Below are 20545 nucleotides of genomic sequence, written 5' to 3'. Positions count from 1 at the left end.
CCGCGTTGCCCGCACGGCGAATAACCGAGTGCAGGCAGATTAGAGTCAGGATACAATCGGTTGTTCTCCGGAAATTCGAAGGGCCTTCCAGAAATGCTTTGAGGGGAAAGCAGTCATGGAACTTGATCCTGTCCTTTTATCGAGATTGCAGTTCGCCTGGTTGATAGCTTGGCACATATTGCTGCCCGCATTCACGGTTGGACTTGCCTCTTACATCGCCTTCGTCGAGGGATTGTATTTCTTCACGCGCGACGAAATCTATGTCCGCATATCCTCTTTCTGGACGAAGATCTTCTCGGTCTCCTTCGGGATGGGCGTCGTCTCGGGCATCATGATGCCCTTCCAGTTTGGCACCAACTGGAGCCGCTTTTCCGATGCGGCCTCCAACATCATCTCGCCGCTCCTGGCCTATGAGGGGCTGATGGCCTTTTTCCTCGAGGCGGGCTTCCTTGGCGTCCTGCTCTTTGGCCGCAATCTCGTGCCGCGCTGGGCGCATTTCTTCGCCGCGGTCATGGTCGCCAGCGGCACGCTGATGTCGTCGTTCTGGATCTTGGCGACCAACAGCTGGATGCAAACGCCGGGAGGGTTCGAAATCATCGATGGCCGCTTCTTCCCGGTCAGCTGGATGGAAATCATCTTCAACGCCTCCTTCCCTTATCGTCTCGCTCACACGGTGGTCGCATTCTATACGACGACGGCCTTCACGGTTCTCGCCGTTTCGGCCTATCTCCTGCGAAAGGGCAACTCGGTACGGGAGGCACGCGTGATCCTGTCGCACACGCTGTGGCTGCTGCTCGTTCTCGTGCCGCTCCAGATGTTTCTCGGGGACCAGCACGGGCTCAACACACTGCATATGCAGCCGGTCAAGCTCGCCGCCATCGAGGCGCGCTGGGAGACGGCAAGGGGCGTGCCGCTGACGCTCTTTGCCCTTCCGGATCAGGGCGCCGAAACCAACCGTTTCAGCATCGAGGTGCCGCGGATCGGTAGCCTGATCCTCACGCATGAACTGGATGGCGAGGTAAAGGGCCTCAAGGAAGTGCCACCGGACCAGCGCCCGCCTGTCGCGATCGTGTTCTTCGCCTTCCGCATCATGGTCGGCGCCGGGACCCTGATGCTGATCGTGGTGCTCGCCGGGACATGGCTGCGATGGCGTGGAGGACTTTTCCAGAGAAGTCTGTATCTGCGCTGCTGCGAGTTTGCGGGACCGCTCGGCTACATCGCCGTGATCGCCGGGTGGACGACGACGGAAGTCGGGCGACAGCCCTGGCTGGTCTACGGCCATATCCTGACGCGAGAATCCGTACCCCCGTCGCTGACCGGCGCCGACGTACTGCTGTCGCTAACCGGCTACGTGATTGCCTATCTCATCATTTATCCCGCCGGGATCTACCTGATGGCGCGCATTGTCAGGCAAGGCGTCACGATTGGGCCGGAGACGCCGATCGAAAGCGGCCGTCCTCAGTCGCCGATCCGTGCGGCCGCAGCGCCTTCGCAGGGGGATTCCCAATGACCACAGCCCTCGACCTGACTCCCGTCTGGACCATCATCCTCGGGCTCGGCGTGCTCTTCTATGTGCTGCTCGACGGCTTCGATCTTGGTGTCGGCATTCTGTTCGGTTTCGCGGTGGATACGAGGTCGCGCAATCTTGTCATGAATTCCATCGCTCCGATCTGGGACGGCAACGAGACCTGGCTCGTCCTCGGCAGCATCGGGCTGTTCGCGGCCTTCCCGCTCGCCTTCGCAATCATCATCCCGGCGGTCTATCTGCCGATCGCGGTAATGCTGATCGCGCTTGTCTTCCGCGGCGTCGCCTTCGAATTCCGCTTCCGCGATAGCGAGCACAGGACCTTCTGGGATTATGGATTCTCAGTCGGCTCGATCATCGCGACTCTGATGCAGGGCATCGTTCTCGGCACCTTCATCCAGGGGTTCGAGGTCGAGGGCCGCACCTTCGCGGGCTCCAGCTGGGACTGCTTCACGCCCTTTTCTCTGCTGACCGGCGTGGCGCTGGTCTTCGGCTATGGCCTGCTCGGGGCCGGCTGGCTGGTGATGAAGACGGAGGGCGCACTCCAGGCGCAGATGCGCCGGCTCGGACTGGCCTGCCTCATCGGCGTGGCGGCGGCTGTCGCGATCGTCAGCGTCTGGACGCCGCTCATGAACGCTGACATCGCTGCCCGCTGGTTTACGTGGCCCAATATAGCGATCTTCGCGCCCGTTCCGCTGTTGGCGCTGCTCTTCGCACTCTGCGCCTGGCGTGGATTTTCGGGGAGCGCTGAGGTCATGCCCTTCGCAGCCTCGGCCGGCCTCTTCATGATGTCATATCTTGGCATCGTCATCAGTCTTTTCCCGATGATCGTGCCGCATCGCTACACGTTGTGGGAGGCTGCCTCCTCGCCCAACACGCAGGCCTTTCTGCTGATCGGGACGCTGACCTTGTTGCCGGTCATCCTCGTTTATACCGGATGGTCTTACTGGGTGTTCCGAGGCAAGGTTCGCGGCGATATCGGCTATCACTAAGGGGAGACGCTACAATCGTAACCGTATCTCGCCCGTTCGCAACCATCGCGTAACACCAAGACCGCCAATTTCCCGTGCATCAGCAGGGGAGATAAGTCATTGTCGATCATTCCATCCTATGCGCGCCGGGAAAATCTGAACGCCGTCGCTGAAGAGAAGCCGGGCTTCATCCGAGAGCTCGGTGCACAGGAACGATTGTTTCATTACTATTCGGCGGAGCATCCGCGGCATTTCTGCGTCGTTGCGGAACTGGCGGCGAACAAGGACCCCGAGGATTATCGCGCGGCCTTCGCGATGATCCAGAGGCGGCATCCGATCTTGTCGGTCTCTGTACGGGACGATTCCCGACATGGCGCCGGTTTCTATCGGACCAATCGACCGTTGAAACTTACGTTCATTCCGTTCGCCGAGGAAGCGGACTGGCGGAGGGTAGTGGAGCGTGAGCTCGCAACGGCCTTTCCCGACAGCGACGGGCCGCTGATGCGGGTGACAATTCTGCATGATGATGGCCTGCATGACGTCGAATTTCATGGTGCAGGTCGGGCCACGGTCGTGCTGACCCTGCATCATGGCGCCGCCGACGCGCTATCGGGTGCCTACATCATTCAGGATCTGATGGAGGCGCTCAACGGACGGCCGCTGCCGCCGCTGCCGGTCATGCCGCCGCTCGAGACGATCGCGGCAAGAAGGCTGCTCAACGCGGATGCGATCGCGCCTGCTCCTCACGCCGAAAAGGATGCCGCGGCGCTGCGCGCAATTGCCGATGCTCCGCTCTGGCGGCCCTTCGAGGGCGATCGGCCCATTGTTTCGACCCTCGCCTTCGACCGGACGTTCACGGCACGTGCGCTGCACTGCGCTAGGGAGAACGGAACCACACTGCACGGTACGATCTGCGCGGCTCTGATCTGCAGTACGGCTGCTGATGTCGGCAAAGACACGTTCACGATAACCAGCGCCGTCGATCTGAGAGCGATGCTCGACGTCGACCAACGCAATTGCGCGCTGCTCGTCGGTGCCGGCACAGTGCGCTTTCCCCTTCGGGATCGCCGTTTGACGGGATCAGCCTTCTGGAAGCTTGCACGCCAGGCGACCGCGGATCTAGCGCCCGCCCGTACGCCTGAGGGCGTCGTGCGCGGCCTGGGCGCCCTCGAAGCCAAGCTGCCGCCGGCAACTGCCGACAGCAAGCTTGCCTCCGGCACGATGGGATCGCTGCAATATGATGCCATTGTTTCAAATCTGGGTGCGCTGCCGATTCCGACGACTGTCGGGTCCGTGCGCCTGGAGGCATTCTGGGGGCCTTCCGTTCAGGGGCGCTTCACCAACGAGCGTGTGATCGGCGCCGCAAGCCTGGACGGCCAGCTTCGCATCGTTCAGACGACGCCCAGCCACATTCCCTCCTTCCTCGATGACCTGCAGCGAATCCTGGTGGAAGCCTGCGCCGATGACGAATGAGGGTGCGACAGGCCGCCTATAGTCAGGGTGAGGGGGATTTTCACTGCAGAATCAACTCAAACCCTGCTTTGCGGGATACTGGCGTACAAATCGCCCCAGCCGGTGCATCGCTTCCCTTAGTATTTCCTTCGGCTGACCTAGGCTGAGGCGAAGATGTCCCTTTGCAGCGTCGCCGAAGAAGGAGCCGGGCATAACGGCCACTTGTTCGGCCTCCAGAAGTTTCCATGCAAAAGCGCCGCAGTCCGGCTCGATCTCCCGGATGTCGATCATGAGGTAGCCGCCAGCCGCGGTTCCGCGGAGCTTGATCTTTCCCATCTGTCGCAATGCTTGAAGCACGGCGGCGCGTCGCGCGGCATGGCGGTCAATGATCTCATGGACGCCATAGTCATTCTCGAGAGCAGCGACACAGGCTTTCAACAGAGGGGTGGGGATCTCGCCGGCCGTAATGGCTCTCAGCTTCTTGAGTCGCGTGATCAATGTCTCTGGTCCCGTGATCCAGCCGATGTGCCAGGACGGAATGCCATGGCTCTTTGACATCGAATTAACGACGACAGTGCGATCTGCCATGCCGGGCAACGCGCGAGGTGAAATAGGCGCGTCGGCGAGACTCCAATAGACTTCGTCGGATACCAGCCAGAGATTATGTCTGAGGCAGATTTCAGCGATATCCTCGAGCGTCTTTCGCGAATATGTTGCGCCCGTTGGATTGTTCGGCGTATTGATCAGAATAAGGCAAGTGTTCGAGCGCAATGCCTGCTCCATCGAGCCGCGCTCCGGTTGAAAGTCGTTCTGCGGCCTCGTCTCCACGATCGAAACTGCGGTACCTGCGGCGCGCAGCGTCGCATGATATGTTTGGTAGTAGGGCGCAAACATCACCGCATGTGAGCCCGGGTCTGCTATTGCCTGCAATGCAGCATAGAGAGCAAACTGGCCGCTCGGGAAAGCAAGGACCTGGCTCTCGCTCGTTTCAAGGCCGGTGCTTCTCGATGATATTGCTGCCATAGCCCTGTGCAGCCTGAAAGGCGCCTGGGCCGAAATGCTGTCCTTCTCGATCGCTTCGATACAAGCGGCAAGCGTTTGCGCCGGCGCTGCCTCTTGATCGGCAACCGTAAGCAGGATGATATCTTCTCCGGCGTCTCGCCGCTTGACCGCAACCTTATGAATTTCGGATTCCGTCACGAGCATATCATCGAGATTGTCCAATCGCTCCGAGAGCGGGGGCGGAGTGACTATGGGGCCCTGGTACATCATTCTCTCCTGAGTTCGCGTGATCGATGCTGCAGCCGCGGTTCGATCCGCCTGATGGTCGGGGGAGAGGATATTTTTGCGATTTCATTTCAGGATGTTGTGTTTACATATGTAGGATTTTGCTGTGCTGTGGCGCGCAACGAAGCCTTCGTGCCCTCTCCCCGCGTGCGGGGAGAGGGTTAGGGTGAGGGGCGAAACTCTTAGCGATTCCGACGGCTACGGATCAAAATTCAAGTGCCGCGCACGGCCCCTCATCCGGCCTGTCGGCCCCCTTCTCCCCGCAGGCGGGGCGAAGGGGGAGTCGCACCCTCCGTCGTCCCTCACAGTGGCAGTTGTTTCACAGTCGTCACTTGCTTGAGGGCATCGCGGCACAGATGCTCCTGCAAGCGATGGTTCAAATCGCCCCGCGTATCGCGGTCTTGAAGAGCCTTCCAACCTTCTTGAAGCCGGCATCGGTGCCGTGGATCTCATCCGCCCAGTCGCCGATTGCGAGCGTTCCCCTGACGTCGATCACATGGACATGCGTCGTGGCGCTCTGGCCGGCTAACCGGTGCAGCATGTCGTAGAGGGCATCGATCAGGATGCGGATGATGTCGCGCTGCAGTGTGGTGTCGCTGATGCCTTTCTGCTTCATCGGGGCGCCGAGCCATTCGTCCTGCTTGGCATAGATCGGCCGGCGCGTGTCGCCGGGAAAGCCGCCGGGGATGGCGTAGTCGTAGCCGTGAATGAAGATCGGGAGCTTCCTGAAGTCGTTGTCGAGGCGAATGGTCGTGATGACCTTGGCGTAGGATTCGGAAAGGGTCGAAAGGATCGTCGCAAGCTGGGCGTTGTCGACATGCCAGGCGGCGTCCTTGCCGGGCTGGTGCTGCTTTAAAAGCCTGCCGAGGACGGGCTGACCCAAGAGGTCTTCACCGATCACGTCGTTTCCGGCTGCCGAGAACAGGAAGCCCGCGACATGATTGCGCTTCTGCTTCACGAGGCCTTGCATGTATTCCGGATTGCGGTTGACCATGTTGTCGCAAGTGTCCCCGGCGGCATCCAGGCTCCAGATCAGGAAGTCCGTGTTGAGCTGGTCGATGACATCCTCGATCAAAAAAGGAAACTGGAACCAGGAGTCGCCTTCCGAAACGAGGACGGGTTTTCTCTCGCTGGCGGAGATGCGCTGGTTGAAGGTAGCCTGCCGGCGCCAGCGGCAGATGGCATTGCCCCAGCGAATGGCGCTCTCGACATCGAACTCGCCCTCGGGCGTCATCTCCACCTTCGTGGGATCAGGGACAATGGCGGGGTCGAAGGGACCGCTTTCTGCCGGTCTTGCCGTCAGATATTTCGCGATCTCCTCGTCCGGCACATCCGGATCCATCAGCATTTTCTTGAAATCGGCATAGGGCAGTTTTCCCGCAACGGAAACGGGTTGCGATTCTGGCTGACGCCGGGCTCTTTTCATGTCGTGCGCCTCCTTGCAGTGCGCTTGCGCGTGCTGGTCGTCTTCTCGGAGGCCAGCATCCGGTCGATCAGGGCATCGATATCGCCGGTTGCCGGCGGCGCTGTCCTGCCGGGCCTCGACAGCGAGAGCCTGAGGGCATTCGGCCTGCGATCGGAAACATTGTCGATGAAGTTCGACATGCTGCGGTTCTTGGCGACGATGAAGTAATCGGCCGAGTCCACGTTCGGCCGCATGCCGGGCGAGAGGAAGACGTTGTCGACGGCTGAATCCGGGCTTTTGATGTATGTGATTGCGCCATCCCGTTCGTCCTGCGCCCCGAGGACGATAAATCCTGCCTCTTCGATCCGACGGAAATCCTCCGGTGCGAGCGGTGCGGTCACTTCGCCGCCGAAGATGACGTCACTACCGGCTTCGCCGCTCAGATCCTCGACCGCGCGGGCCAGGATGCGCGATGCAAGCCTGCGACGCAGGCTTCCCTCATCCATCGCCTTCAGATGCAGGGGGATGATATGGAATGTATAGGCCGGCATGTCGCCGGCCGTCCTGAAGCGGAACAGGCCGGGATAGTGCTCGAACAGGGGGCTACGTTCGGCATCGTAGCCATCGCCGCGCTCGCGCAGAAGCGGAGCGACATTGCTCGGCCAGGCCATCGCTTCGCCGACAAGTGAGGATTTCTTCCAGATCATCGCCGTAGAAGGCGTGCCGCCCACCGCATCCGGCTCGGAGAAATCGCATTGGTAGCGCTCTCCGTAGATGTCCTCGATCCGCGCGACCAGCGCCCTGACACCATCTGGCGAAACATCAGCCAGTCCCCATGCGTCGAGATTGAGATCGGCGACGACCCGGGCGGCACCATTGAGTTTCCTGTCGTCCTTCCAGCGTGTCGCCAGCCACTCGATGCTCCAGAAGCCGATATCGATATCCTGATCCGTTCCGCGATAGGTTGCCACGACCGCCTCGGGAGCGAGGCTGCCCGGTGCGATCTCGCGTCCGAGGCCGCCGAAGAAGCCCGACATCGTGTCGGAGCCGCCGATCGCCCTCAATACCGTTTCGGCAAGAGGGGCATCGGTTCCGCCCGATCGCATCCGGTTTTCGAGGTCGATCGCGATTGCGGCGATCTTGATGCCTTCGTTCACCACATCCGTATGGCCGCCATCTGCCAGGTCGACCGACTGACGCCTGCTTGCATGGTGCAGCGCGATCAGGCGCCCGCGATGATCGAAGACCGGTGCGCCCGACGATCCGCCCATGGTGTCGGAAGAATAGTGAATGATTGTCGTCTTGATCCCGATGATGTCGGTGTCGTCGAGGCTGACCTCTTTCGGCCTTCCGTCCGGATGGTGGATGACGAAGGCCTGCGCGCCCTCGTCGACGGTGAAGGAAGACCGTTCCATCGGTATGGAGCCGAATTTTTCCTGCGCAGTGCTTTCGATCCAGATGAAGGTGTAATCGAGGCCGTCGACGGTCGGGCTTGTCAGGAACAGCCGGCCGGGATCTAGCGCGAAGGTCTCGGTTGCGCGCGGCGGCGAGCCATTGCCGAGCAGAAGGTTCTCCGGCGAGATTTCATAGTTGAACTCGACCTTGGCGCCTCGGCTGACCTGAACGGAGTTCAGGACATGATGGTTGGTCAGGAACAGGTTCGGTCCGACAAGAAATCCCGTGCCGCTCCATTGTCCCGGATCACCCTTGTAGTCGATGCCCTCGGCGGAGATGATCGCCACGGCGCGGCGTCGCTCCGCCAGGATTGCAAGCAAGGCGGAAGGGGAGGTGAGGTATCGGCCGACCGCCGTCTCCAGGACGAGCCCGGAATCGGGGACGCCGGTCCAACCCCGCAGCATCTTCGACGGATCGTCGACGCCGCCTTTCGTGCCAACGTCGGAGAAAGGACGATCGGTGGGCGCCACTTCCTCGACGAAGGGAATCCCGCTCAAGGTGCCCGGCCGTGCATCGATCGGCGCGGCAGCTGAAGGCGCATCTTTCGCCTTCACGCCCTCAGCTTCCACCGCAAGTCGTGCAAGCACTTCCGATACGAGTCTGGCAACAAGCTCGGGATCCGCTTCCATCATTGCCTCCGCATGCCGAGGGCCTCGCCGCTTGAGCGGCGAGGCGTTGCTTAGGCACATCCTGCCGGTTCTACCCGGCTGGCTCTATTCCATGACAGCTGCGAAACGCATCCATTTCGCAATCGAATCGATCAACGTGTCGTCGGGCATCCTGAGCGGGCTCTGACTTGGAGCGAAACCGCGCGACAGAGCCGAATCCGGGTCCGCCAGCAGGACGCCGACGAAGGTCGAGGCGACAAGACAGCTTCCCACTTCGCCAAGATGATTGCCGCCGGCCGCTTCGGCTTCCGCCAGGATGTAGAACCACAGCGGCGTCCGCTGGTGGAACTTGGCACTGGAATTCATGAGGAAGCCCTGAAGCGCAGGTTTGGACGCGAAGATTGTCGAGACGTCCTCGATGGGAGCCGATTGCACCGCCCCATGCTGCCTGAGGTATTTGTGAAGGGCCTGGCCTGTCGGAAGCCGCAGATTGTAGCCGCGGCGGAGATTGCGGCGGGCAAGGCTCTTGAACAGCTTCCGCAACTGTTCGTCCGTCTGGTCGTTGCCTTCCTTGAGCATGACGCGCAATGGCGGCGCCAGTTCCGTATCGATCTTGCGGGCGACGCGGGCCGGCTGACCGTCAGCGGAATCATGCGGCGAAATGCCGGTGAACCTTGTCCAGTCGATCACCCAGTTCTTCGGCAGCTTCTTGTTGGTGTCAATTGCGCCACCGCCGCCTGTGAAGCGGAACAACAGGTCGAGTGTGGCATTTTCCCGGAAACCGCCGGGCCGGCCGAAGTTCTTGTTGTAATCATAGAGGGCGCGAACCATCGAGTGGCCGAACCGGTAGGCGGCGGCGGAGAATTCGAGAGGCAGCGCATTGCCGAGCCTTGAATTCTGGCGCCGTTGATCGAACTCCGCCCTGAATTTGAAGAAATGCGATGCCCGATCCTGAACAACCCGCTCGACGACGGCGGGATCACAAACGCCTTTCAAATAACCTTCAACAATAAGCCATTGATAGTGCAGGCGGGTCAGCGTCTGCGCCGAGGAGAAGTCGGCAAGCCAGCCCGTCGTGTGACTCGCCAGATAATCGACGGCCTTGTTGTGAAAGCGCAGGAAGCTCAAGTGAAACTGGGCAACGACCAGATTTTCGTCATTGCGCGTGTCTCCGATCAGCGCGCGCTGCGCAAGGGTTGCGGAGAACTTCTGAAAATCGGCTGATGACATCGATGCCTGTGCCAGACGAAGGGCTGCATCCCGCACGGAAGCCTGTACCTGGCCGTATCGCGGCAGGTCGCGATGTTCATCGAGCCCATCCGGCAACGGCCCCGGTTCGATCGCGGTGCCGACCCGCATCTTGTTGACGAGCGTCGGATGGCGCATGCCCGATATCACGGTGACTACATCCGAGGTGATCCCCGGGCCGATCGGCGAGCCGCCATAGACGCTGTCGAGGTCGAAGCGCGGCGAGCGTGCATTCCTGAACTGACTTTCCACCGTCGAGGACGCAACGGGCGGATGCGGATTCTGGACGCTGGAGATCACGCTTTCGCGGTCCGTGCGCGCGGTCAGTTCGTGATCCAGGAATTGACCCCAGTAGGTCAGGACGGGCGGCATGGTGGAATCGGGGCCGACGTCCTCTTGCGCTTCCGGGTCGTCGGCGAGGTGAATCATTAGGTCGCCGAGCTCATCGAGCTCGCCGATCGTTTCGGCCATTTCAGGCAGATAATTTTCCGGCGCATCCAAATGCGGGACGAAATAGCCGAAATCGGCCTGTTCATCGACGGCGATGTCCGTGCCCGCGGGCGGACCCGCCTCGAACGCTATTGCGTCCGGATCTTTGGCTTTTTCACTCCCCCCATGGGATTGAAACAGAATGGTCATAGCAAAGTCCCTTCTATTTCCAGCCCCAGGAGTAATTCTTGCGTAAGTTGCTAAATTGTCAAATAACCCATTTGGACTAGAACTCTTGATTGTGGTGGCATGTTTTATGGACGTTGTTCGGATAAGGCTGGAAGCTCTTTCGGCTTGTCTTCGAATTTCCGGTGGGGCCGCAGATCAATCGACAAATTGCATTCGCCCTGCGCTGATGCCGCCACGCAACTGATACCTTCAATCCGCAACTTACGAGTGAATGGGCGCGACAAGTCGATCGTGACCGAAGGCACTATTGACAGCAGGCAGGCTTTCGATCCTTAGAATGCGCCAATCGGTAAACAGAGGTAGTTTCCTGAAGGCATATCTCGTGTCGGAGCGTTTGCAGATCTGATGGAATTGCGGCAGCGAGGTAGCAGGCGGACGACATATGTCGCGTTCACCGTTCTCGTAATCTGTTGTGGGCTTGCGCTTCGCAAGTTCGGATACGATTTGCATCTGCCCTTCGTTGTCGTGAAATTCGGCGGTTCGGGCCTTTGGGGGGCGATGGTCTACCTTCTGCTTGCGTCCATGACGGGCAAAAGCGAGCCAGGCAAAACTGCCGTCAGCGCGTTTCTTATTGCGATCACAGTCGAGCTTTTCAGGCTTTATCACACGCAATGGCTCGATGCCTTCCGTTTGACGACGGCGGGTGCCCTGCTGCTGGGGCGCGTGTTCTCCCCTTGGAACATCCTGGCCTACGGCATCGGAATTGTCGCGGCTCTGCTGCTCGATTGTCTATGGCTCTCCAAAGCGCGCAAGTCTCCCTAAATTCGCGTTAGAGCAATTCCAGGAAAAGTACGAAGCGGTTTTCCATTCGGAATTGCGTAAAAACAAAAGTTAGAGCGGTTCTGCGATTCTATGAAAAGCTGGACCGCTCTAACGAGTTTAACCGCTTTTCGCTTGCGGAGGCGGATACGCCCCGTAGGTGGTATTCCCTATTCTCCTCACTTTTTCCTTGGCGTCTGCACAGAATCTGCAATTCCGGGTGGCACCTTCCCGGCATGAGCAACAAAGACATCACGCCGTTCACCACATCACCCACTCTGCCAGATTGCCTCCTGAACGACGGGTGGTGGTTGGCAGACGATACCGGCTGCGAGCGCGTTAGGCGCGCCCGAAATTCAATCCGCATGCTCATGGTGATCAAGGGCGGCTTAGAGGAGAATACCATTGACCGACATTGCCGACGATCTGGGCGCCCGCAATCCCGCGAGGCGCAATAAGGGCAGGGGCATCACAATGCTCGCCGTCGTGGCGTTGGCGGATTTCCTGCTTTTCGGGCAGGAGCCGGGCATCAATCTTTTCGCCTTTGCGGTCGCCGTTACCATCGGCATCCTGCTTCCGGCAATCGGCAGTTTAGGATCACGGATGGCCTGCCTGTTGCTGGGCTTCTCCATCCTTGTGTCGGCACCCTTGCTGGAGGCGCCTTCGCTTCTCGGCGCCCTGCTTTCTGTTTGTGCCGCAATATTCGTCGCACTGGCGTGCTCGAGGCTGGTGCCTGAGAGCATGACCGGACTGCCGCTGATCTTCTTTCGTTTCGCTCTCGTTGCGCCACTGCGGCTTATGGAGGATTGCTTGAAGCGCCTCCTCTTAGCTGCCGTACAACCCGTTTCAGGCAGGCTATCGCGGAGCCTCGTCGTCTGGACCGTTCCGGTCACTCTCGCCTCGATCTTCCTCGTCCTCTTCGCGATGGCCAATCCGCTCATCGAGGAGGGCCTGCGCAGCATCGATCTCTCCATGCTTTTGAGCCTTCTCGATTTCTGGCGCATCACGTTCTGGCTCATAATCGCGATGTCGATATGGCCGCTGCTGCGGCCGCGCCTGAAGCGCCGGCACAATCGCCCGACAGTCACGGCGCTCGTCGAAATGAAGGAAAATCCCCTGTTCGGACACGCATCCTTGCTGCGTTCGCTCCTTATTTTCAATGCGCTCTTTGCGGTGCAGAGCCTGCTCGATCTCGTTTATCTCTGGGGTGGGGCGGATCTGCCCGATGGGATGAGCCATGCCGAATACGCTCATCGTGGCGCCTATCCTCTGGTCGCGACCGCGCTTCTGGCGGCCGCCTTCGTCCTGGCCGCCATGCGCCGTAACGATCCCGGCGACGGCAGTCCACTGATCCGCAGCCTCGTCTATGTCTGGATCGGCCAGAATATCCTTCTCTGCATTGCCTCCATCCTGAGGCTCGATCTCTATGTTGAGGTCTATTCCCTGACGGAGCTTCGGGTGGCGGCCGGGATCTGGATGGGCCTCGTCGCCACCGGCCTCGCCCTGATTCTCCTGCGCATCCTGCTGCGCCGGTCCAGCGAATGGCTGATCGCCACCAACCTGGCAGCGCTTGTGGCCGTGCTGTATGTCTGTGCCTTCATTGATTTTCCGGCCTTCATCTCGCGCTTCAATGTCGAGCACAGCCGAGAGCTTGGCGGCCAGGGACTGGCCCTCGATATATGTTATCTGCGTTCGCTCGGCCCGTCCGCCATTCCGGCGCTCGATCGCTACATTACCGCGCTTGCCCCTCTCGCTCCGGAGGAGATGAAGACGGCCGCGATCACGCGAGAGGGGCTTGCCTATCAGTTCGCGCAGCGCTCACGCGACTGGCGAAGCTGGAACCTTCGAGCCTGGCGGCTGGAGAGCACCCTTGCGCAGCACGTAGCCATTGCAAGATAGACGCAGAACGATAACAACAGACGCAATGAATCTTCGCAGGACCAATCATGGCGCAGCGCATTCTCGTCGTCGATGACGAACCCCACATCCGCGATGTGATCTGCTTTGCCCTCGAACGGGCGGGCATGACGCCCACGACTGCCCGAAACGGCACCGAGGCCATGATGGTGTTCCGGCGCGGCAATATCGATCTCGTCGTTCTCGATATCGGCATGCCTGAGATGGACGGCTTGGAGGTTTGCCGCCATATCCGCCAGACGTCGGCGCTGCCGATCCTGTTCCTCTCGGCGCGCGACGAGGAGATCGACAGGATCGTCGGGCTGGAAATCGGCGGTGACGACTACGTCACCAAACCCTTCAGCCCGCGCGAGCTGGTCGCGCGCGTCAAGGCGATTTTGAAACGTTCCGCCAATGGGATTTCCGGCGAGAAGAGCGAAGGGGTATTGGCGGCGGGACAGGTCCGCCTCCACCGCGGCGGCAGAACCGTCACGTTCGATCAGACCGATATTGCGCTGACGGGGCTGGAATTTTCGCTGCTCGAAAGGCTGCTTTCCCGGCCCGGCATGGTCTTCAGTCGCGAGCAGCTGATGGAAGCCGCTTATGGCACCGGTATCCATGTCGCCGATCGCACCATCGACAGCCATGTCCGCAATATCAGGGCGAAGTTTACCGCCGCCGGATGCAGCGGCATCATCATGACCATCCATGGCGTCGGCTTTAAGCTCGGCTCCGATATCGGAAAGGACAGCTGATGCCGGCGCCGAAGGTCAGGCAGAAATGGCGGCCGACTCTTGCGCTGATCGTCTATGCGGTGCTCCTCGCCGTACTGGCGCTGCCGATTGCGATCGTGATCTGGTTTCGCGCAATGGAATTCACCTCCAGTCACATGGCACCTGCGGAAGCCGGCGCCCTCGTCATTGCACTCGCACTGACGCTGATCGTCGCCTATGTGCTGACGCGCACCATCACGGGGCCGATCGATGCCCTGATCCTGCGCACTGAGGAAATCGCCAAGGGTGGAAAGAGCGCGATACGACCGCTGGACAGTTATGGCACGCGCGAGATCGCCAAGCTTTCGCAGAGTTTTCTCGATCTTGCGGGCCAGCTCGTCGACCGCAGCGAATATGTCCGCTCCTTCGCCGCGCACGTGTCTCACGAACTGAAGTCGCCGTTGACTGCGATCAGAGGGGCAGCGGAGCTTCTTCGCGACGAGGATACTGAAGGACCGATGACCGAGGCGCAGAGGCAGAGATTTCTCGACAATATCGTTGCCGATGCCGAGAGGCTCGACAGGCTGCTTTCGCGCCTCAGGGAGCTTGCGCATGCCGAAGTTCCGATGACGACAGGCCGGACAAGCGTCGCAGACGTCGCATCCGAGCTGATCCGGCGCTTTCCCGCGCTTGAGATCGCTAGCCAAGGCGACAAGGAGACCATGATCGCGCTGCCGCTGGAGGCGCTCGGCATTGCGCTCGGCAGCCTCGCAGAGAATTCCATTCAGCATGGCGCCACGCGGCTGGAGCTTTCGACGTCAGCCGATGAACGCGCCGTGACCATTATCGTTCGCGATAATGGTCACGGCATTCCCGAAGGCAACCGCGATCTCGTTTTCCGACCGTTCTTCTCGACACGCCGCGAGAACGGCGGTACCGGCATGGGATTGGATATCGCGCGCGCCATGCTCGCTTCCCACGGCGGAACGATCAGGCTTGACAGCGACAGTGACGACGAGATCGGCGCGGGCGCAAGGTTTGAAATCGTCGTGCCGATTGCCGGCTGACGTCGTTATGGTTTCCGCGCCGCGACGAGCACGGCCGGGATGGGTATCGAATAGCCGTCGCCGTTCCTTTGGGCTATGCCATCCATGATGGCGCGGTCGATGCGCTCGCGTGCTTCCGCCGTCTGGAGTTCGAGCAGTCTGGCGATGCGCACGGTGCTTCTGTAGATCATGTCGAGAGCGGCCCTTGCCGTCTCGCCTCGCCATGTGAGCGGTATCTCCTCCACGACGATCGTCTCGAAACCGATCGACGCCAATGTCCGCCTGCTCTCCTCGGGGTCGGCGAAGCGGAAAATCGGCGGTGCCGGGGGGAGGGCCACGTCCATCCGGCCGTGCTCCTGAACTGCGCCGAGCACCAGAGCGAAGAACGGGCTCCGCTCAGGTGCGGACCAGACCGTGAAGGCATAGCGGCCACCCGATCGAAGCACACGGTAGGCTTCCGCGATGGCGCGCTCCGGCTCGGACATGTGCAGCAGCCCGAAGGCGCAGACCACCGCGTCGAAACTGTGGTCGGCGAATCCAAGGTGTTCACCATCCCCTTCAAAAAATTCCAGCTTCAGAAATCTGCGCCGCGCCTCGCTTATCATGGCGGGGGAAAAATCGATGCCGATTGCAGTCGCGCCGCGCGCCGCCGCCCGGCCGGCCGCATAGCCTGGGCCGCAGGCCACATCGAGCAGACGCGTACCCTCGGCCACATGGACCGCGTCAAGCAGCGGATCGATGACCGAACGTGTTATGCCCCCGAGCAGGGATGCATATTCGGGCGCGTTGGCCGTCCAGCCCTCCCGCTCCATCTCCTTGAATGACCTGAAAGGGGATTTCTCGCGACCGTTCATGACGTTCCTCCCCATGCAGCTCTGCATCCGGAACAGACCATTCAGGACTCTATCACAAAGCGGCTGCCGGCACACGCGACAACGGTGTGCCGACGGCGCCATGGAGGCCATGGCCGGCTCCAGGTAAGACCCGGCCATGCTGATCCGTCGCGCCCTTCTGGAGCGGGATGCCGAAAACCATGCGCGGTTTTCGGCCGAAATCCCGCTACTGACTATTTGATGTAGGTCAGGATTCAGATTTTCAGGCTGATTCGGCCTGAAATCACCTGATCTAGCGCGGCAAGGGGATGGCGGAATTGAAGATTCCGTCAGGATCAAAGCGGCGTTTGACGGCGCGCAACCGGTCGGCATTCCCGCCATAGCTCTTGTCGGCCCTGTCCTGATCGTCGGGTCCAAGGAAATTGGCATAGCCTCCGGGCAATGCCAGCGCGTCAAATGCGGCAGCGGTATCAAGAGCCCAGGCACGCTCGGCCGCGCCATTGCTCGCCCTGTCGGCCACCTGCGCCAGAATTTCGACCATCACATGCTTCTGGCGGAGGCCGAAGGCGCTGGCATCCGGTGCAATTCGGGTTGCAGCCCCCCTGAAATCATGTGTCAGCACCGAGCATAGTGGCGATGGCGCCTTCCTCATCTGCTCGATCGCAATGCGTACGGCGTCGCCCTGAAGGCGGGGCAAAGATCGCGTTTGCATGACCGTGCGACGGCCGTTCACGGCATATTGGTCGAAGACCGATCGGGAATCTCCATAACTGCTTTCCCTGACATGCGCGATCAATGGCGTGCCGAGCTTGAGCAAAGGGGCGATCCACGCCTCGCCTTCCTCCCGGGGGCCGCTCCAGGTCGGCGCTACCGCAGCGCAGAAAGCACCCTCGGGGCCAGGGATGATGCCGACCTGTAGGTCAAGGGCGTCGGGTGCCGCGTCCAGCATGTCCGCCACGCCGTCTAATACGGCCGCGGCCTCGGCGACCGGATAAATGATGATACCCGAGCGAACCGAAGGCAGATCATGCAGCTTCAGCCGCAACGACGTCACGACACCGAAATTCCCGCCGCCGCCGCGCAAGGCCCATAATAATTCGTCTCCACCTTCCGCTTCGGTCGTTGTGATCGAACCGTCAGCCAGCACGATCTCGGCTCCGAGAAGGTTGTCCGAGGCCAGGCCGAATTGCGACAAAAGCGGTCCATAGCCGCCTCCGAGCGTCAGGCCGGCAAGTCCGACCACCCCGACGGAGCCCGTTACCGCTGCAAGGCCGCTCGGATCCGTATACTCGAAGAGATCGACGCCACGGGCTCCGCCGCCAACCCATACGGAATCATTGCTGGAAAACCTGATGTCGCGCATGGGCGTAAGATCAAGGACGATTCCGTTGCAGAGAGCCCTTCCGAGCCAGTCATGGCCACCGCCCCTTACGGAGAGCGGCAGTCCTGCCTGCCGTGCTGCGCGGATCGCATGCTGGACATCGGTGGGGCTGTTGCAATGAACGATAAATGCGGGCGCTGCTTCGGATTTCGGCCAAATTGCGCACGCGGCATCGTATCTTGCTTCCCCGCCTACCGAGACCTTGCCGGTAAGACCTGTAAGAAGGGCTCCTGAAATTTTGGTCAATCGACTCATGAGCAGATTCCTGTGCTGTTGCTACCAGCGGCCATTGGGGCCGCTTACCCGTCCTAGACGGCTGCGAACGATGTCGATTGGAGAATTCTGCTGTTTAGAGCGGTTCAACTTTTCGTGGAACCGTTCTAACCATTTGTTTTTACACGATTCCCGATGGAAAACCGCGTTTCGCACTTGTCCTGGAATTGCTCTAGATCAAGATGATTTCAGGCCGAATCGGCCCAAAATCATCTTGATCTACATCAAAGAGTTAGAGCGGGATTTCAGCCGAAAACCGCTCACACTTTTCGGCATCCCGCTCTAGGCTGCCCGCCGACTGCGGTCGTTCGCGAACTGGCCGGGTGATGTGCCGTAGATGCGTCGCATCCATCGGTTCAGATGGCTCTGATCCACAAAGCCGCTGGCGAGCGCGATTTCCGCGAGCGACATGCCTCCCGCCTTGATGTCCTTCAAGGCACGCTTCAGGCGCAGTCTTATGATGTATTGATAGGGGCTCATGCCCACCGATCGGCGAAATATCCGCGGGAACTGCCAGCGACCGCGGCAAGCGACATCGGCAAGCGTATCGACGTCAATCGGTTCGGCGAGATGGGCCAGAACGTATTGGTTGATACATTCCAGTTTGTCCGGCGCAAGCACACCCCTTCCATGGATGCGACCGTGCATGCAGTGCTCGAGGACAAGGTGTTCGATCAATTCCTCGGTCAGTTCGTGCCAATAGATTGCGCCCGAAGAGAAGTCGCCGGCGGCCTCGTGGACGAGATCCTTGGCAATGGCGAGCAAGGTATCGTCGATGCCGGAAAGCTTGATCGAGAGCTGTGCTTTTACGTGCGCCTGTTCTGCCGATATCAGTGCCAGCGGATCCGCAGGGATCGTGAGCAGCAATCCGACGAAGCCCTTTGCGCTCCGGGCGCTGGCCTCGGTTTCTGCCGGGCAAATCGTGACGTTGCCGACGGGAGCTATATGCTCCAGGGTCCGATTGCCCACTTTGCAAAAGATCGGTGTCGGTGCGCCGAGCTGCAGGATAACCATATGATGCGCGCTGATCGCTTCAAAGAATGTCTCATCCGCGAAGTGATAGCAAAAGATCCCGAGACCTTGCTCGCCACCACTTTCCGCGGCGAACAGAAGCCGCGGCTCGTCGCCACTTTTCTGCGAAAGCTTCACGTCAGTTATCATTGATACTTGCCTTTACATTTGTTGAATTGGTATGCGCGAGCCGGACGAGGCCGTATTATTGCCAATCCCCCCATTTCATCGTCGGTAGTGTTTCGGAAATGCGTCGAAATCGCTGAGATTTGTTACAAATGAATCCGTTCAGCCGTCCCTGTGCGGCTGGGAAGGCGGACGCCTATTGAGAAGCGTGCCGTCGCGCCGGAATCCCATACTTTGGTCTTGGAAGAGCTAAACGAGCATCCAATACCGGCCGCTTCCCGATCGTCCTAGATTTATTGCAGAAGGTGGGGAAGTCCTGCCTTTTCAAGATTTAAACATGAGTTCACTCGCGGTCTCGGGCGGGAACGACGCTTGCGTCTCCAGGTGTAGGTCTCTGTGATGGCAATATCGACCGAATCCAATGGCGTCCCGCCTTCGAAGGATGTTGCAGCCAAACCGCAGGAGCCGCCCGTTCCGCGCCCTGCAGATCCCGCACCATCTCGGCGCCCCATCGAAGAACACAGGTTCTTCCCCCTGATCCTCACCTGCGCGATCGTTCTTATGATGTGCCTTCTGGTCTTGGCGAGCGTCAGCTGGGACACGTGGCTTTCCAGGGCGCGCTTTTAGACGCGGCCGGAGCTGCTCGATCCACATGACGAACGCAAGAAAGCCCGGAAGCATGGCTTCCGGGCTCTTGTTCAATGGCAGCGAGGGCTTGTCAGCTTACGCCGCACGATGTTCCGTGCCCTGGATGGCGGCAAGCTTCCAGTCGACGCCGGGCCTGCGGACGAAGGTCCAGATCTCGGTGCTTTCGCTCGGCCTGCCCTCGTCCCCCTGGACGACACGGCCGGTCGTGCGGTCGACCATTGCGTCGATGGAGGAGTAGCGCATCGCGAGCGTCGCATATTCGGCATCGCTTTCCTGCCAGGCTTCGGCGATGTCGCCCTGCAGCAGCTTGACGTTGGAGACGCTGTTGCGCAGCCCGTTCGTGGCGTTTTCGCCGAGTTCTTCCGCAAGATAGGACATGGCCTCCGGCGTCGTCAGCCGGCGCAGTGTCGCATAGTCCTCGGCGCCATACGCAGTCTGGACTTCCGTCAGAAGCTGCTCGAACCGGTCGAGGTCGGATTGCTGCAGGCCGATCTCGTCTCCGGCTTTGAAGCCTCTCGACTGACCGCGGGAGTTTGAGTTGGCAGATGCGCCCGAACCAATCGCGGGGATACGGAAGGACGCGTTCTCGCGTGGGGCCATATTATTGTAGGAGTTGCCGCCGAAACCGCTGGCGCCCGCCGTGCGGGTCTGCTGCCCGCGATTGGCGAAATAGCGCATGGCAAAGGAGATCAGCAGCACGATCAGGCCGATCTGCAGGAGCATGCCAAGGAAGCCGAAGCCGCCGCCGAAGCCGTGGCCGAGCAGCATGCCGAGCAAGCCGCCGGCGATCAGGCCGCCGATCATCGAACGGCCGAAACCGTTGAAGAAGCCCGGACGCTGGGCGCCGAGCGGCTGTGTCGCGGTCTGGCCATAGGGCTGCTGCTGACGCGGCGTCATCGAGCGTTCGATGGGGGCCGCCGGGGCAGGGGCGGTGCGAGTGATCGGCGGGGCCTGGAAAGTCCGCGTGCCGCGGCTGCCGAATCCGCCGAAGCCACCAGCCCGCCGCGCTTCCGCATCATCGAAAGCGGTAAGGAAAGTGGCTGCGGCAAAAGCGAAGATCATCGCGATGGTCGCAAGGCGCGGAACGAAACGCAAAGTCGGTTCTCCTGTTCGAAAACATATTCCGGACGTTATATAGGGGCAGTCGTTCCCGCTTTTAAGCGTCGGCGGATATTTCTTCCTTGTCATCGATTGGATCAAACGAGGCTGTTGCGTCGTTTTGTCAGAGAT

At 60.4% G+C, this 20545-nt stretch carries 15 protein-coding genes; 7 read left to right on the top strand and 8 right to left on the bottom strand.

What is annotated here, in order from left to right:
• Window positions 1-115 precede the first annotated feature (115 nt).
• The 3 genes from AAE029_RS27490 to AAE029_RS27480 all read left to right on the top strand — a co-directional run bounded on the left by AAE029_RS27490 (window position 116) and on the right by AAE029_RS27480 (window position 3969).
• Window positions 116-1510, top strand: a complete 1395-nt coding sequence (locus AAE029_RS27490) for a cytochrome ubiquinol oxidase subunit I (RefSeq protein WP_371076078.1) — start codon at window positions 116-118, stop codon at window positions 1508-1510.
• Window positions 1507-2517, top strand: a complete 1011-nt coding sequence (cydB, locus tag AAE029_RS27485; protein ID WP_371076077.1) for a cytochrome d ubiquinol oxidase subunit II — start codon at window positions 1507-1509, stop codon at window positions 2515-2517. The genes AAE029_RS27490 and cydB overlap by 4 nt, the downstream gene beginning before the upstream one ends.
• Window positions 2518-2616: 99 nt before the next feature.
• Window positions 2617-3969, top strand: a complete 1353-nt coding sequence (locus AAE029_RS27480) for a hypothetical protein (RefSeq protein ID WP_371076076.1) — start codon at window positions 2617-2619, stop codon at window positions 3967-3969.
• 51 nt (window positions 3970-4020) lie between these two features.
• Here AAE029_RS27480 and AAE029_RS27475 read toward each other — a convergent pair whose 3' ends face one another.
• From AAE029_RS27475 to AAE029_RS27460, 4 genes are all read right to left on the bottom strand, one after another.
• The gene (locus tag AAE029_RS27475; protein WP_371076075.1) at window positions 4021-5220 is read right to left on the bottom strand and encodes a pyridoxal phosphate-dependent aminotransferase; all 1200 of its coding nucleotides are present in this window, start codon (window positions 5218-5220) and stop codon (window positions 4021-4023) included.
• A gap of 391 nt (window positions 5221-5611) precedes the next feature.
• Complete coding sequence (locus AAE029_RS27470) at window positions 5612-6661, bottom strand: hypothetical protein (RefSeq protein WP_371076074.1); 1050 nt, start codon at window positions 6659-6661, stop codon at window positions 5612-5614.
• On the bottom strand, window positions 6658-8727 hold the full coding sequence (locus AAE029_RS27465; RefSeq protein ID WP_371076073.1) for a trypsin-like peptidase domain-containing protein: 2070 nt from the start codon (window positions 8725-8727) through the stop codon (window positions 6658-6660). Before AAE029_RS27465 ends, AAE029_RS27470 begins: the two co-directional genes overlap by 4 nt.
• Before the next feature lie 81 nt (window positions 8728-8808).
• Window positions 8809-10590 (bottom strand): heme peroxidase family protein, encoded by a 1782-nt coding sequence (locus AAE029_RS27460; protein ID WP_371076072.1) that lies wholly within the window; start codon window positions 10588-10590, stop codon window positions 8809-8811.
• A 384-nt stretch (window positions 10591-10974) separates the two neighbouring features.
• Here AAE029_RS27460 and AAE029_RS27455 point away from each other — a divergent pair, with 384 nt between their 5' ends.
• From AAE029_RS27455 to AAE029_RS27440, 4 genes are all read left to right on the top strand, one after another.
• The gene (locus tag AAE029_RS27455; protein ID WP_371076071.1) at window positions 10975-11391 is read left to right on the top strand and encodes a DUF2809 domain-containing protein; all 417 of its coding nucleotides are present in this window, start codon (window positions 10975-10977) and stop codon (window positions 11389-11391) included.
• Window positions 11392-11793: 402 nt separating this feature from the next.
• Window positions 11794-13287, top strand: coding sequence for a DUF4173 domain-containing protein (locus tag AAE029_RS27450; RefSeq protein WP_371076070.1), 1494 nt, complete (start codon window positions 11794-11796; stop codon window positions 13285-13287).
• Window positions 13288-13334: 47 nt separating this feature from the next.
• Window positions 13335-14039, top strand: a complete 705-nt coding sequence (locus AAE029_RS27445; RefSeq protein WP_371076069.1) for a response regulator — start codon at window positions 13335-13337, stop codon at window positions 14037-14039.
• Window positions 14039-15064 carry a sensor histidine kinase gene (locus AAE029_RS27440; RefSeq protein WP_371076068.1) on the top strand — a complete coding sequence of 342 codons (1026 nt, stop codon included), beginning with the start codon at window positions 14039-14041 and terminating at the stop codon, window positions 15062-15064. Before AAE029_RS27445 ends, AAE029_RS27440 begins: the two co-directional genes overlap by 1 nt.
• Before the next feature lie 5 nt (window positions 15065-15069).
• Here the strand turns inward: AAE029_RS27440 and AAE029_RS27435 are convergent, their stop codons facing one another.
• The 4 genes from AAE029_RS27435 to AAE029_RS27420 form a co-directional block, all read right to left on the bottom strand.
• Window positions 15070-15897 carry a class I SAM-dependent methyltransferase gene (locus tag AAE029_RS27435; RefSeq protein ID WP_371076067.1) on the bottom strand — a complete coding sequence of 276 codons (828 nt, stop codon included), beginning with the start codon at window positions 15895-15897 and terminating at the stop codon, window positions 15070-15072.
• 271 nt (window positions 15898-16168) lie between these two features.
• Window positions 16169-17512, bottom strand: coding sequence for an FAD-binding oxidoreductase (locus tag AAE029_RS27430; protein WP_371076066.1), 1344 nt, complete (start codon window positions 17510-17512; stop codon window positions 16169-16171).
• A gap of 300 nt (window positions 17513-17812) precedes the next feature.
• Window positions 17813-18691 carry a helix-turn-helix domain-containing protein gene (locus tag AAE029_RS27425; protein WP_371076065.1) on the bottom strand — a complete coding sequence of 293 codons (879 nt, stop codon included), beginning with the start codon at window positions 18689-18691 and terminating at the stop codon, window positions 17813-17815.
• Between the two features lie 699 nt (window positions 18692-19390).
• A complete protein-coding gene (locus AAE029_RS27420; RefSeq protein ID WP_371076096.1) occupies window positions 19391-20377 on the bottom strand; it encodes a Tim44 domain-containing protein in 987 nt (328 codons plus the stop codon).
• Window positions 20378-20545 lie beyond the last annotated feature (168 nt).

It is taken from the genome of Sinorhizobium sp. CB7 (assembly GCF_041357635.1).
Classification (GTDB): domain Bacteria; phylum Pseudomonadota; class Alphaproteobacteria; order Rhizobiales; family Rhizobiaceae; genus Rhizobium.
The sequence above is the reverse complement of the archived record's forward strand: the minus strand, read 5'-3'. Positions and strand labels throughout refer to the sequence as shown.

Excerpts from the sequence above, each read along its gene's own strand:
- AAE029_RS27465 (WP_371076073.1), bottom strand. The coding sequence starts at position 8,727 with ATGATGGAAGCGGATCCCGAGCTTGTTGCCAGACTCGTATCGGAAGTG.
- AAE029_RS27445 (WP_371076069.1), top strand. The coding sequence starts at position 13,335 with ATGGCGCAGCGCATTCTCGTCGTCGATGACGAACCCCACATCCGCGAT.
- AAE029_RS27490 (WP_371076078.1), top strand. The coding sequence starts at position 116 with ATGGAACTTGATCCTGTCCTTTTATCGAGATTGCAGTTCGCCTGGTTG.
- cydB (WP_371076077.1), top strand. The coding sequence starts at position 1,507 with ATGACCACAGCCCTCGACCTGACTCCCGTCTGGACCATCATCCTCGGG.
- AAE029_RS27435 (WP_371076067.1), bottom strand. The coding sequence starts at position 15,897 with ATGAACGGTCGCGAGAAATCCCCTTTCAGGTCATTCAAGGAGATGGAG.
- AAE029_RS27425 (WP_371076065.1), bottom strand. The coding sequence starts at position 18,691 with ATGATAACTGACGTGAAGCTTTCGCAGAAAAGTGGCGACGAGCCGCGG.
- AAE029_RS27420 (WP_371076096.1), bottom strand. The coding sequence starts at position 20,377 with ATGATCTTCGCTTTTGCCGCAGCCACTTTCCTTACCGCTTTCGATGAT.
- AAE029_RS27455 (WP_371076071.1), top strand. The coding sequence starts at position 10,975 with ATGGAATTGCGGCAGCGAGGTAGCAGGCGGACGACATATGTCGCGTTC.
- AAE029_RS27460 (WP_371076072.1), bottom strand. The coding sequence starts at position 10,590 with ATGACCATTCTGTTTCAATCCCATGGGGGGAGTGAAAAAGCCAAAGAT.
- AAE029_RS27440 (WP_371076068.1), top strand. The coding sequence starts at position 14,039 with ATGCCGGCGCCGAAGGTCAGGCAGAAATGGCGGCCGACTCTTGCGCTG.
- AAE029_RS27430 (WP_371076066.1), bottom strand. The coding sequence starts at position 17,512 with ATGAGTCGATTGACCAAAATTTCAGGAGCCCTTCTTACAGGTCTTACC.
- AAE029_RS27475 (WP_371076075.1), bottom strand. The coding sequence starts at position 5,220 with ATGATGTACCAGGGCCCCATAGTCACTCCGCCCCCGCTCTCGGAGCGA.
- AAE029_RS27470 (WP_371076074.1), bottom strand. The coding sequence starts at position 6,661 with ATGAAAAGAGCCCGGCGTCAGCCAGAATCGCAACCCGTTTCCGTTGCG.